The 13071-nt window shown below is 60.3% G+C and carries 13 protein-coding genes (1 of these 13 cut by a window edge); 10 read left to right on the top strand and 3 right to left on the bottom strand.

What is annotated here, in order from left to right:
- Positions 1-259 carry the 5' portion of a CoA-acylating methylmalonate-semialdehyde dehydrogenase gene (locus PspS34_RS03215; RefSeq protein WP_090452969.1) on the bottom strand. Its footprint begins 1235 nt before the window's first position, so only the first 259 of its 1494 coding nucleotides appear in the window; the start codon lies at positions 257-259; its stop codon lies off the left edge, out of view.
- A 177-nt stretch (positions 260-436) separates the two neighbouring features.
- Positions 437-1786, bottom strand: coding sequence for an aspartate aminotransferase family protein (locus PspS34_RS03210; protein WP_057712120.1), 1350 nt, complete (start codon positions 1784-1786; stop codon positions 437-439).
- A 138-nt stretch (positions 1787-1924) separates the two neighbouring features.
- Between PspS34_RS03210 and PspS34_RS03205 the strand changes: the two genes are divergently transcribed.
- The 6 genes from PspS34_RS03205 (at position 1925) to PspS34_RS03180 (ending at position 8434) form a co-directional block, all read left to right on the top strand.
- Entirely contained in the window at positions 1925-2845 is a 921-nt protein-coding gene (locus PspS34_RS03205) for a LysR family transcriptional regulator (protein WP_150815110.1), read from the top strand.
- Positions 2846-3039: 194 nt separating this feature from the next.
- On the top strand, positions 3040-3690 hold the full coding sequence (locus tag PspS34_RS03200) for a TetR/AcrR family transcriptional regulator (RefSeq protein ID WP_090452966.1): 651 nt from the start codon (positions 3040-3042) through the stop codon (positions 3688-3690).
- Positions 3691-3696: 6 nt separating this feature from the next.
- The gene (locus PspS34_RS03195; RefSeq protein WP_154861060.1) at positions 3697-4278 is read left to right on the top strand and encodes a YigZ family protein; all 582 of its coding nucleotides are present in this window, start codon (positions 3697-3699) and stop codon (positions 4276-4278) included.
- Between the two features lie 546 nt (positions 4279-4824).
- The gene (locus tag PspS34_RS03190; protein WP_154861061.1) at positions 4825-6390 is read left to right on the top strand and encodes an ABC transporter ATP-binding protein; all 1566 of its coding nucleotides are present in this window, start codon (positions 4825-4827) and stop codon (positions 6388-6390) included.
- A gap of 11 nt (positions 6391-6401) precedes the next feature.
- Positions 6402-7508, top strand: a complete 1107-nt coding sequence (locus tag PspS34_RS03185; protein ID WP_159389509.1) for an ABC transporter permease — start codon at positions 6402-6404, stop codon at positions 7506-7508.
- Complete coding sequence (locus tag PspS34_RS03180) at positions 7508-8434, top strand: ABC transporter permease (protein ID WP_154861063.1); 927 nt, start codon at positions 7508-7510, stop codon at positions 8432-8434. The genes PspS34_RS03185 and PspS34_RS03180 overlap by 1 nt, the downstream gene beginning before the upstream one ends.
- Here PspS34_RS03180 and PspS34_RS03175 read toward each other — a convergent pair.
- Entirely contained in the window at positions 8431-8922 is a 492-nt protein-coding gene (locus PspS34_RS03175) for a hypothetical protein (protein ID WP_154861064.1), read from the bottom strand. The two genes, PspS34_RS03180 and PspS34_RS03175, sit on opposite strands and share 4 nt — an antisense overlap.
- 82 nt (positions 8923-9004) lie before the next feature.
- Here PspS34_RS03175 and PspS34_RS03170 point away from each other — a divergent pair, with 82 nt between their 5' ends.
- The 4 genes from PspS34_RS03170 to PspS34_RS03155 all read left to right on the top strand — a co-directional run bounded on the left by PspS34_RS03170 (position 9005) and on the right by PspS34_RS03155 (position 12977).
- Positions 9005-9361 carry a MerR family transcriptional regulator gene (locus tag PspS34_RS03170; protein WP_154861310.1) on the top strand — a complete coding sequence of 119 codons (357 nt, stop codon included), beginning with the start codon at positions 9005-9007 and terminating at the stop codon, positions 9359-9361.
- A 19-nt stretch (positions 9362-9380) separates the two neighbouring features.
- Positions 9381-10070: an SDR family oxidoreductase gene (locus tag PspS34_RS03165; protein ID WP_154861065.1), complete on the top strand. Its 690-nt coding sequence runs from the start codon at positions 9381-9383 to the stop codon at positions 10068-10070.
- A 155-nt stretch (positions 10071-10225) separates the two neighbouring features.
- Positions 10226-11584, top strand: a complete 1359-nt coding sequence (locus PspS34_RS03160) for an 8-oxoguanine deaminase (RefSeq protein WP_008050330.1) — start codon at positions 10226-10228, stop codon at positions 11582-11584.
- Positions 11585-11894: 310 nt separating this feature from the next.
- Entirely contained in the window at positions 11895-12977 is a 1083-nt protein-coding gene (locus tag PspS34_RS03155; RefSeq protein ID WP_159389508.1) for a BMP family ABC transporter substrate-binding protein, read from the top strand.
- Positions 12978-13071 lie beyond the last annotated feature (94 nt).

Here is a 13071-nt window from a genome sequence, read left to right as displayed (position 1 = left end):
TGATCAGTTGGGCGATACGCGCTTCGTTCTGCTCCAGCAGTTGCTTGAAGCGGAACATCACTTGGGCACGCTTGGCCGGCGGCGTGTTGCGCCAGGCCGGGAATGCAGCCTTGGCCGCGTCGATGGCGCTCTGGATGGTTTCGCGGGTCGCCAGCGGCAACTTGTGAATTGCCTGACCGGTAGACGGGTTGAACACATCAACCGCGCGACCGTTCTCGGTCACCAGTTCGCCATTGATCAAATGCGGAATAACGCTCATGGAAGCTCCTGAAAAGTTGTCCACAGGCGTCCATTAAAGAGCGCCTGCTATATAGATGTTTTTTGTAGGAGCGAGCTTGCTCGCGAAGATGGTGAGGGCGCCGCGTTCATCCAGGCAGCCCCCACTATCGTTTACGTCCATCGCGAGCAAGCTCGCTCCTACAGGTGTGTTGTCAAATCAGTCGATCTTGCTCAGCACTTCGCCGACCGCGTCGAACAGACGATCCAGGTCCTGCGGCTTGCTGTTGAAGGTTGGGCCGAACTGCAGGGTGTCGCCGCCGAAGCGTACGTAGAACCCGGCTTTCCACAGCGCCATGCCGGCTTCGAACGGACGCACGATCGCGTCGCCGTCACGTGGAGCGATCTGGATCGCGCCGGCCAGGCCGTAGTTGCGGATGTCGATGATGTTCTTGGTGCCTTTGAGGCCGTGCAGCGCATTTTCGAAATGCGGTGCGACTTCGGCCACGCTCTGTACCAGGTTTTCCTTTTGCAGCAGGTCGAGTGCTGCCAGGCCAGCGGCGCAAGCCACCGGGTGCGCGGAATAGGTGTAGCCATGGGGGAATTCAACCGCGTATTCAGGCGTCGGCTGATTCATGAAAGTCTGGTAGATCTCGGAGCTGGCAATCACCGCGCCCATCGGGATCGCACCGTTGGTAACTTGCTTGGCGATGCACATCAGGTCCGGTGTCACGCCGAAGGTGGTAGCACCGAACATGGTGCCGGTACGGCCGAAACCGGTGATCACTTCATCAAACACCAGCAGGATGTTGTGCTGGTCACAGATTTCACGCAGACGCTTGAGGTAACCCTGTGGCGGCACCAGCACGCCAGCGGAACCGGCCAATGGCTCGACGAATACCGCCGCGATGTTCGACGCATCGTGCAGTTCGATCAGCTTCAACAGTTCGTCAGCCAGGGCGATACCGCCCTGCTCCGGCATGCCACGGGAGTAAGCGTTGCTTGCCAGCAAAGTGTGCGGCAGGTGATCGACGTCCATCATCGCCTGACCGAACAGCTTGCGGTTGCCGTTCACGCCACCGAGGCTGGTGCCGGCGATGTTCACACCGTGGTAGCCACGGGCACGGCCGATCATTTTGGTCTTGGTCGACTGGCCCTTCAGGCGCCAGTAAGCACGGACCATTTTTACAGCGGTGTCAGCGCACTCGGAACCCGAGTCGGTGAAGAACACGTGGTTGAGGTTGCCCGGGGTCAGGTCGGTGATTTTCTCAGCCAACTGGAAGGACAAAGGATGGCCGTACTGGAAGCCTGGCGAGTAATCGAGGGTGCCCAGTTGCTTGGCGACCGCTTCCTGGATTTCCTTGCGGGTGTGCCCTGCGCCACAGGTCCACAGACCGGACAGCGAGTCATATACCTTGCGGCCCTTGTCGTCGATCAGCCAACTGCCTTCGGCGCCAACGATCAGCCGTGGGTCGCGCTGGAAGTTGCGGTTGGCGGTGTAAGGCATCCAGTGAGCATCGAGCTTGAGCTGGCTGGCCAGGGAAGTCGGTGCGTTTTCAGGCTGGTTCATGGGCGTAACCTCGCAAGGCAATAAGCGGCGTAAGGATTGAAAACCGTTGTTGCAGCTAAATTGCCACGGGGATAAAGTCGGTGAAATCCAACTTTTCTAATGTTCAGTCAGCCAACTACTAAACTTTGAGTAACCCGCATGAGTACTCGCCGTCCCGATCCGCTGGCCCAGGTCAGCGACTTTGATATTCGCCTGCTGAGGATTTTCCGCAGCGTGGTGGAGTGCGGCGGCTTCTCCGCGGCGGAGACCGTGCTGGGCATCGGTCGCTCGGCGATCAGCCAACAAATGAGCGATCTGGAGCAACGCCTCGGCCTGCGCCTGTGCCAACGGGGACGTGCCGGGTTTTCCCTGACCGAAGAAGGCCGCGAGGTCTATCAATCGGCATTGCAGCTGTTAAGTGCGCTGGAAAGCTTCCGCACCGAGGTCAATGGCCTGCACCAGCACTTGCGCGGCGAATTGATCATCGGTTTGACGGACAACCTGGTCACCCTGCCCCACATGCGCATCACCCATGCCCTCGCGCAATTGAAAGAACGCGGCCCGGACGTGCAGATCCAGATCCGCATGATCGCGCCCAATGAAGTCGAACAAGGCGTGCTCGACGGTCGCCTGCACGTCGGCGTGGTACCGCAGGCCAGCGCATTGTCGGGGCTGGAGTATCAACCGCTGTATAGCGAGCGATCGCTGTTGTACTGCGCGGTCGGTCACCCGCTGTTTTATGTCGACGACAAACAACTGGACGACGAACGCCTGAACAGCCAGGACGCCATCGCCCCGACCTTTCGTTTGCCGGCGGAAATCCAGGCCCATTATCAGGCGCTCAATTGCACCGCCAGCGCCTCGGACCGCGAAGGCATGGCCTTCCTGATCCTGACCGGACGCTATATCGGTTACCTGCCGGATCACTACGCGAGTCTTTGGGTACAGCAAGGCCGGTTGCGAGCGCTGAAAGAAAAAACACGCTTCTATGACCTCAGCCTGGCGTCGGTCACACGCAAGGGACGCCGACCGCATCTGGTGCTGGAGAGTTTTCTCGAGAGCCTGGCCGCGACGCGTTGAAAACTGTGGGAGCGGGCTTGCTCGCGAAGGCGGTGTGTCAGTCACATGAGTATTGACTGGGACGACGCCTTCGCGAGCAAGCCCGCTCCCACATTAGCTTGCGGTGCAGTGTTTTATTGTGTGAGGTCTTGTCTGAAACCGGTGGGTACGTTATCAACGCACTGGCCGTCCCACCCACTCGTTCGGAAGTGCTTATGACCTTTGAAGTCCCAGCCCACGGCGCAAAACACGTCAGCCGCATTCGTCAGAAAAACGAAGAGACCATCATCAAGGCCGCCGAAGACGAGTTCGCCCGTCACGGGTACAAAGGCACGAGCATGAACACCATCGCCCAGAATGCCGGGTTGCCCAAGGCAAACCTGCATTACTACTTCACCAACAAGCTCGGTTTGTACGTGGCGGTGCTGAGCAACATCATCGAGCTGTGGGACAGCACGTTCAACACCCTCACCGCCGAGGACGATCCGACCGAAGCCTTGACCCGCTACATCCGCGCCAAAATGGAGTTCTCCCGGCGCCAGCCGCAAGCCTCGCGGATTTTTGCCATGGAAGTCATCAGCGGCGGCGAGTGCCTGACCGAGTATTTCAACCAGGACTATCGCGCCTGGTTCCAGGGTCGTGCGGGCGTGTTCCAGGCCTGGATCGACGCCGGTAAAATGGACCCGGTCGATCCGGTGCACCTGATCTTCCTGTTGTGGGGCAGCACCCAGCACTACGCCGACTTCGCCACGCAGATCTGCCGCGTCACCGGACGTACCAAGTTGACAAAACAGGACATGGAAGACGCCGGGGATAACCTGATCCGCATCATTCTCAAGGGCTGCGGCCTGAAACCTGCCATCTAAGCACTTATGCCATTTACCCTCAGCGGTTTTTGCGAATACCGCGAAGAGATTCGCAAGAGCCGCTTCATTACCTTCGCCGCGCCGATCTCCAGCCCGGCCGAGGCCCAGGCGTTCATTGAACAGCACAGCGACTTGAATGCCTCGCACAACTGCTGGGCCTGGAAGCTCGGTGATCAGTACCGCAGCACCGATGATGGCGAGCCCGGTGGTACGGCCGGCCGGCCGATTCTGGCGGCGATCGAGGCACAGAATTGCGATCAGGTCGCAGTGCTGGTGATTCGCTGGTATGGCGGCATCCAACTGGGCACCGGGGGGCTAGCCCGGGCCTATGGCGGAGGTGCAAACAAATGCCTGCAAGCGGCGCCAAAGCTCGAGCTGATCAGCCGGGTGCCACTGCATTGCGCTTGCGGATTTGCCGAGTTGGCTCTGGTCAAGCTGCGGGTGGCGGAGGCAGGTGGATTGGTTGTGGATGAAAGCTTCACCGCCAATGGTGTCGAGTTGCAGTTGGCCGTAGGCGATGCGCAAATCGACACCTTACAGTCACAACTGGCCGATTTGAGTCGCGGGCGAATTTTGTTACGGCGCTAAAAGGCTTCAGCACCGGCTGCAATTTTTTGGGGCACGCCGCTTTTTCACTTATTCCATATTTGCCCACATCTGCTGTGCACCCGCCTGTGGATAACCTGAGCACATACCGCTGTAACCCTTTTGTCATGCGGCTTTGCGGACTTTGCTCAATTTTCGTCCAATCTGCCATCAAGCACGTCAAATTCAAATAAAAACAAATAGTTACAGCGGTTTATCGCCTTTAGAAGTAGCCACTCAGTGCTTATGCCCGTGCTGTGAGCTTGCACACAAATACTGTGGAGCAATCTGTGGATAACCCGTTCATGGCCGTCTCGGCGCCGTGTACGGTATGGCTTGTGGTCGATTGCTCATTTTTTGAGCAAAACCGCACGAGCAAAATCGGGGCTTGATTTGCGCCATTGCCCCCATGTGGTGCCGGGTTGTGCGTGGCACATTTGAAAGCTGCGTACTGAACACCTCTGGTCGCAGGACTTCGAGATTTTCCTGACCTAGTGGCCAGAAAATTGCTTTATCCACAGGCACAAGTCCAACAGCACTGAGCCTGTCATGCCCAATCACGCTCCAATCCCTGACCCAGTTCCGCGCCTGCAACTGCGCAGAATCACAAAACGCTACCCCGGCTGCCTGGCCAACGATGCCATCGACCTGACCATTGCCCCTGGCGAGATCCATGCCCTGCTCGGCGAAAACGGTGCGGGCAAAAGCACGCTGATGAAGATCATCTACGGCGTTACCCACGCCGATTCCGGCGAGGTGATCTGGCAAGGTCAGCGGCTGAGCCTGCGCAATCCGGCCCAGGCCCGGGGTTTGGGAATCGGCATGGTATTCCAGCATTTTTCGCTGTTCGAAACCCTGAGCGTGGCACAGAACATCGCCCTGGCCATGGGCGCGGCGGCAGGCACACCCAAACAGCTTGAGCCGAAGATTCGCGAAGTGTCCCGGCGCTACGGCATGACGCTGGAACCGGAGCGACTTGTCCACAGCCTGTCGATCGGTGAACGGCAGCGGGTGGAAATCATTCGCTGCCTGATGCAGGACATCCGCCTGTTGATTCTCGATGAACCGACTTCGGTGCTGACGCCGCAAGAAGCCGATGACTTGTTCGTTACCCTGCGCCGACTCGCCGCCGAAGGCTGCAGCATTTTGTTCATCAGCCACAAGCTCGGGGAAGTGCGTGCGTTGTGCCACAGCGCAACGGTTTTACGAGGCGGTCGGGTGGCCGGGCATTGCGTGCCGGCCGAGTGTTCGGACCAGCAACTGGCGCGCTTGATGGTCGGTGAAGCGGCGGAGTTGATCGCTGACTATCCGAAGGTTACCGGAGGTGATGCGTGCCTTGATGTCCGTGGATTGTCCTGGCACAACCCAGACCCATTCGGCTGCTCGCTTGCCAACATCGACCTTGAAGTGCGCCGCGGTGAAATTGTCGGCATCGCCGGTGTCGCCGGCAATGGCCAGGATGAGTTACTGGCCTTGCTCAGCGGCGAAGCACTGCTGCCCCGCAACGCCAGCGCGACGATCCGTTTTGGCAAGGAGCCAGTCGCCCATTTGCGTCCCGATGCTCGCCGCCAACTCGGCTTGGCGTTCGTCCCCGCCGAGCGCCTGGGTCATGGTGCGGTGCCGGAACTGAGCCTGGCGGACAACGCGCTGCTGACTGCTTTCCAGCACGGCTTGGTGAGTAACGGCCTGATCCAGCGCGGCAAAGTCGAAGCACTGGCCGAGGAAATCATCCGCCGTTTCGGGGTCAAGACACCCGATAGCCAGGCGCCGGCCCGCAGCCTGTCCGGCGGCAACTTGCAGAAATTCATCCTCGGTCGGGAAATCCTTCAACAACCCAGACTGCTGGTCGCCGCACACCCGACCTGGGGCGTGGACGCCGGTGCCGCCGCCACCATTCACCGCGCCTTGATTGCCTTGCGCGATGCCGGCGCGGCGATCCTGGTGATCTCCGAAGACCTCGACGAACTGTTCCAGATCAGCGACCGGCTCGGCGCCTTGTGCGGCGGTCGGCTGTCGGCGCTTCACGCCACCGTCGACACCCGCCTGAGCGATGTCGGCGGCTGGATGGCCGGCCAGTTCGGTGCCCCCCAATCACTCGCATCCGCCACGCGTTAACGGAGTGTCACATGCTGCTTTCTCTTGAACCTCGCGGCCAGCAATCGCGCCTGATGCTGTGGTGCTCGCCGTTGCTGGCGGCTGCACTGACCCTGGGCTGTGGATCGTTGTTGTTTATCGCGCTCGGGCATGACCCGTTGCTGACCTTGCACACCTTGCTGATCGCACCGGTCAGCGACCTGTACGGCGTCTCCGAATTGCTGGTCAAAGCCCTGCCGATTCTGCTCTGCGCATTGGGCCTGGCCGTCGCCTATCAGGCGCGCATCTGGAACATCGGTGCCGAAGGTCAACTGCTGCTCGGTGCGCTGGCCGGCAGTGCGCTGGCGGTGAACATCATCGATATGCAAAGCCGCTGGGCGCTGGTGTTGATCCTGCTTACCGGCACCCTGGCGGGCGCTGCGTGGGCCGGGCTGACGGCGTGGCTGCGCACGCGCTTCAACGCCAATGAGATCCTGACCAGTATCATGCTCAACTACATTGCACTGAATCTGCTGCTGTTCTGCGTTCACGGCCCTTTGAAAGATCCCGCCGGGTTCAACTTCCCCGAGTCAGCGATGTTCGGTGACGCCAGCCGCCTGCCGCTGCTGATGGACGATGGCCGGGTCCACGCCGGGGTTTACTTCGCCCTGCTCGCGTTGGTGGCGGTGTGGGTGCTGTTGCAGAAAAGCTTTGTCGGGTTCCAGATCAAAGTGCTGGGGCTGGACAAGCGTGCCGCCGGCTTCGTCGGCTTTCGCGAGAAGCGCCTGATCTGGCTCGCGCTGTTGATCAGCGGCGGCCTGGCGGGGCTTGCCGGTGTGTGCGAAGTCACCGGTCCCATCGGCCAGCTGGTGCCGCAGGTCTCGCCGGGCTACGGCTATGCGGCGATCACCGTGGCATTTCTCGGCCGTCTGAATCCTGTCGGCATCCTGTTTTCCAGCCTGTTGATGGCGCTGCTGTACATCGGTGGCGAAAGCGCACAAATGAGCCTGAACCTGCCGCAAGCGATCACCCAATTGTTCCAGGGCATGATGCTGTTTTTCCTGCTGGCCAGTGATGTGCTGATTCTCTACCGGCCGTGTTTGAACCTGCGCTGGGCCCTCCGCGCGCAATCCACCGTCGTACAGACTGGAGCGATGTGATGGATATCGATCTGCTGAGCAATATTTTCTACGCCATGGTCCGCTGCGGTACACCGTTGTTGCTGGTGGCGCTGGGGGAACTGATCTGCGAGAAAAGCGGCGTCCTCAACCTGGGCCAGGAAGGCATGATGCTGTTTGGTGCGGTGATCGGTTTCATCGTCGCGTTCAATACCGGTCACCTGTGGCTCGGCGTGTTGCTGGCAATGCTCGCCGGGATGCTGTTGTCGTCGCTGTTTGCCCTAGTGGCGCTGGTGTTCAACGCCAATCAGGTGGCCACCGGTCTGGCCCTGACGATTTTCGGCGTGGGCCTGTCGACCTTCGTCGGTGCGGCGTGGGTCGGCAAGCCGCTGGCGGGATTCGAGCCGGTGGCGATGCCCTATCTGAGTGAAATCCCACTGATCGGGCGGATGCTGTTTGCCCAGGATCTGCTGGTGTATCTGTCGTTCGCGTTGTTTGCATTAGTGGCCTGGGTGATTCTGAAAAGCCGCGTCGGGCTGATCATTCAGGCGGTCGGGGAAAACCCGGATGCGGCCAGCGCCATGGGCTTGCCGGTGTTGGCCGTGCGGACCTTGGCGGTGTTGTTCGGCGGTGCGATGGCCGGATTGGCCGGGGCTTACCTGTCCCTGGCTTACACGCCGATGTGGGCGGAGAACATGAGCGCCGGGCGCGGCTGGATTGCCCTGGCGCTGGTGGTGTTCGCCAGTTGGCGGGTGTGGCGCCTGCTGCTCGGCGCGTACCTGTTCGGACTCGCCAGCATCCTGCACCTGGTGGCGCAGGGACTGGGGCTGGCGATTCCGTCGAGTCTGCTGGCGATGTTGCCGTATGTCGCGACCATTGGGGTGCTGGTGCTGCTGTCGCGGGATGCGGTGCGCACACGGTTGTATGCGCCGGTTTCGCTGGGACAGCCTTGGCAGGCCGGGCATTAGTGGTTGTTTGGGCGGGCCTCTTCGCGAGCAAGCCCGCTCCCACATTGGATGGGTGTGAACTCGGTCAAATGTGGGAGCGGGCTTGCTCGCGAAGGCGTCCGAACAGGCAACACCTGAGCCACGCCCCACGCCAATTCAAACGCCAGAAAAACCACCAGCAGCGAACTCGCGCCATGGATCAGGGCATAAGCCTGCCAGGCCGAGAACAGGAATCTGCCCACGGCGTCATACCGCCCATAAACCTGCTGCGGATCACGAATCCGCAACACCGCCCATACGCACACAATCGAGCCCAACAAATTCGCCATCAACATGTGCACCGGCTCGAACGGTGGCAGCTCACCGGGCAAACTCAACGCCTGACTCACCCACGTCAAAATCCCATGCAACGCCGCAAAACTCCACGGCGTGACAAACGCGACCGTCACGATCAGGTCATACCAGGCACTGCCTTGCACCAACCGGCGATATTGCGTTGTAGTCCACATCGACATTGCTCCATCAATTCAGGGAGCAATAAGGCTAAAGCCTGGAGTATGCTCCAGGGTCAAGCCCCCTCGAGACGTCATGATGCGCATCGGTGAATTAGCCCAGGCCAGCGCCGTCAGCCGCGACACGCTGCGCTTTTACGAGCAGCGCGGATTGATTGCGGCGCAACGCAGCGCCAACGGGTATCGCGACTATCCGCCAGACATGGTGCAACTGGTGCAGTACATCAAGACCGCGCAACGACTGGGCTTTACCCTCGGCGAGATCGGCAACAGCGTCGCTACAATCTGGAAATCGCCCGATCCGGACAGCGCCGTCACGCAACTGCTGCAAGACAAACTCAAACTGATCGAAGCCCGCATGGCCGAACTCGGCGCGCTGCGCGAAGAGTTGCAACAACGGCTCGGGCAACAGTGTCCATTGAATCCACGACTCTGAATTTTCAAGGAAGCCACTCATGTCCAAGGCAAAAACCGCGCTCATCATCGGCGCCTCCCGGGGGCTTGGCCTCGGGCTGGTGAAAACCCTGTTGGCCGATGGCTGGCAAGTCAGCGCCACCGTGCGCGATCCGCAAAAAGCCGAAGCCTTGCAGGCCCTGGGCAAGGTGCGGATCGAAACGCTCGACATGGACGATCAGCAAGCGGTGTCCGCCCTGAGCCAACAACTCAAGGGCGACGTGTTTGACCTGTTGTTCGTCAATGCCGGGGTCAAGGGACCGGATGTCCAGACGCCGAACGGTGGCGCGACAATGGCCGAAGTCGGTCAGCTGTTTTTCACCAACGCCGTGGCACCGATCAACCTGGCCCAGAGTTTTGTCGAGCAACTGCGACCGGACACCGGCGTGCTGGCGTTCATGAGTTCGGTGCTGGGCAGCGTGACCATGCCCGATGCGCCGGAACTGGCACTGTACAAGGCCAGCAAGGCGGCGCTGAACTCCATGACCAACAGCTTCGTCACTCAGTTGGGCGAAACCAGGCTCACCGTGCTGTCGCTGCACCCGGGCTGGGTGAAAACCGACATGGGTGGTGAAGGCGCGGACATCGACGTGGAAACCAGCACCCGTGGCCTGGTCGATCAGGTGAATGCGTATGTCGGCAAGGGTGGGCATCACTTCATCAATTACCGGGGCGAAACCATTCCCTGGTAATACCGCCGGGTTGCATCTGCCTGTCGGGTTGGGCTTGCCCGCCAGAGCATTTTGATCGACACTTCGCACCTCGCCTCCCCGGCGAACCTGGATCAGCAGACAGGGCAACACTGAGCTGGCAACCCTGAACCCAACTTTCAGAGGAGCCGGCCAACATGCCTGCGACCCGTACCTGGTTAAAAAATCCCCTCGCCATATTCACGTCCAATGGTCTCGATGCCCGTGGCGGCCTGGTGCTGCAAGACGGTTTGATCGTCGAAGTACTCGGCGCCGGTCAACAACCGTCCGCACCGTGCAATGAAGTGTTCGATGCCCGCGAACATGTGATCCTGCCGGGCCTGATCAACACCCATCACCACTTCTATCAAACCCTGACCCGCGCCTGGGCGCCGGTGGTCAATCAGCCGCTGTTCCCGTGGCTGAAAACCCTGTACCCGGTCTGGGCACGACTGACCCCGGAAAAACTCGCCCTCGCCACCAAAGTCGCGTTGGCTGAATTGCTGCTGTCCGGTTGCACCACCGCCGCCGACCATCACTACCTGTTCCCGGAAGGTCTGGAAAACGCGATCGACGTGCAGGTCGAGAGCGTTCGTGAACTGGGCATGCGCGCCATGCTCACCCGTGGATCCATGAGCCTCGGTGAAAAGGACGGTGGCCTGCCGCCGCAACAGACCGTGCAGGAAGGCGAAGTGATCCTCGCCGACAGTCAGCGGTTGATCGCCGAGTACCATGAACGCGGTGACGGCGCGCAAATCCAGATCGCCCTGGCACCATGCTCGCCGTTCTCGGTGACGCCGGAAATCATGTCGGCCAGTGCCGAGCTGGCGAACAAACTCGACGTGCGCCTGCACACCCACCTGGCAGAAACCCTCGATGAAGAAGATTTCTGCCTGCAACGCTTCGGCCTGCGCACCGTGGACTATCTGGACAGTGTCGGCTGGCTCGGCCCCCGCACCTGGCTGGCCCATGGCATCCACTTCAACCCGGATGAAATCGCCCGCCTCGGCGCCGCCGGCACCGGTATTTGCCATTGCCCGAGTTCGAACATGCGCCTGGCCTCGGGCATCTGTCCGAGCATCGAGTTGACCGATGCTGGTGCCTTGCTTGGTTTGGGTGTGGATGGTTCGGCATCCAACGATGCCTCGAACATGATGCTCGAAGCGCGTCAGGCCCTGTACATCCAGCGCCTGCGCTACGGCGCCGAGAAGATCACCCCGGAGCGCGTGTTGGGCTGGGCGACCAAGGGTTCGGCGAGCCTGCTGGGTCGTACCGATATCGGCGAGTTGGCGGTGGGCAAACAGGCTGACCTGGCGATGTTCAAGCTCGATGAGCTGCGCTTCTCCGGCAGCCATGATCCGGTGTCGGCGTTGCTGCTGTGTGGTGCTGATCGCGCGGATCGAGTGATGGTCGGTGGCAAGTGGCGGGTGATCGACGGACAGGTCGAGGGGCTGGATCTGAAGGGGTTGATTGCTGATCACAGCCAGGCGGCACGGCAACTGATCGCCGGGACCTGATACAACACCGATTAAAACTGTGGGAGCGGGCTTGCTCGCGAAGGCGTTGTATCAGTCGATATTTATGTGACTGACACACCGCCTTCGCGAGCAAGCCCGCTCCCACATTGGTTTTGTGGATTGGCGCACCAGTGGATGGCAGCTGTGCAAGGACATGCACTGTTATCGGACTTAAAAGACCTGTCGCGAGCCTGCTCGCAATGGCATCACCGTGGATTCCAATTTTGTTGTCTTGTTGGTCAGCAACTTGCATTGCCCTGTGCAAGCCCGAGAGCCCAGCCAACCTCACAACAAAATGGAGTTTCAATTCATGCACAAACGTCCGTTGAAGAAGCTGCTTTGCGCCGTTGCGGCGGCCATTGGTTTGAGCGCAAGCCTGACCGCCGTAGCCGCCGATCCGCTGAAAGTCGGCTTCGTCTATATCGGTCCGATCGGTGACCACGGCTGGACGTATCAGCATGAACAGGGGCGCAAGGAACTCGCGGAAAAATTCGGCTCGCAGATCACCACCAACTACGTGGAAAACGTCGCCGAAGGCGCCGACGCCGAGCGGGTGATCCGCAACATGGCCAAGGACAAATACGACCTGATCTTCACCACCTCCTTCGGCTACATGAACCCGACGGTGAAAGTTGCCAAACAGTTTCCCAAGGTGACCTTCGAACACGCCACCGGCTACAAGCAGGACAAGAACCTCGGCACTTACCTGGCGCGCACTTACGAGGGCCGCTACGTCGGAGGCTTCCTCGCGGCGAAGATGACCAAGACCAAGAAGGTCGGCTACGTCGCCTCCTTCCCGATTCCGGAAGTGATCCGCGACATTAACGCCATCCAGTTGGCCCTGAACAAATACAATCCCGGTACCGAGATCAAGGTGGTGTGGGTCAACTCATGGTTCGATCCGGGCAAGGAAGCGGACGCCGCCAACGCGTTGATCGATCAGGGCGTGGACGTGGTGTTCCAGCACACCGACAGCCCTGCGCCGATCCAGGCCGCCGAACGTCGCGGCGTGTATGCCGTGGGCTACGCTTCGGACATGGCGCACTTCGGGCCGAAAGCGGTGCTGACCTCCATCGTCAATGACTGGGGGCCGCACTACGTTCAAGCAACCCAAAGCGTGCTCGACCATGACTGGAAATCCCGGGACTACTGGGGCGGTTTGAAGGAGGGCACCGTTGAACTACCGATCAGCGACCTGGTACCGGCGACGGTGAAGAGCAAAGCCGAGCAGCTCATCGCCGACATCAAGAGCGGTGCGCTACGACTGTTCACCGGGCCGATCAAGGATCAGGCCGGGGTCGAGAAAATCCCGGCGGGCGAGAGTGCGACCACGGCGGAACTGGCGTCGATGAATTACTACGTGGAAGGCATGAAGGCCGAGATTCCGAAGTAATTCCTCCGGTCAGGACACGGTACCTGTGGGAGCGGGCTTGCTCGCGAAGGCGTCATCTCAGTCGATACATATGTCGCCTGATACACCGTTTTCG

Origin of the sequence: Pseudomonas sp. S34 (assembly GCF_009866745.1) — a bacterium.
Classification (GTDB): Bacteria; Pseudomonadota; Gammaproteobacteria; order Pseudomonadales; family Pseudomonadaceae; genus Aquipseudomonas; species Aquipseudomonas jessenii.
This window is presented reverse-complemented; position numbering and strand designations above follow the sequence as displayed.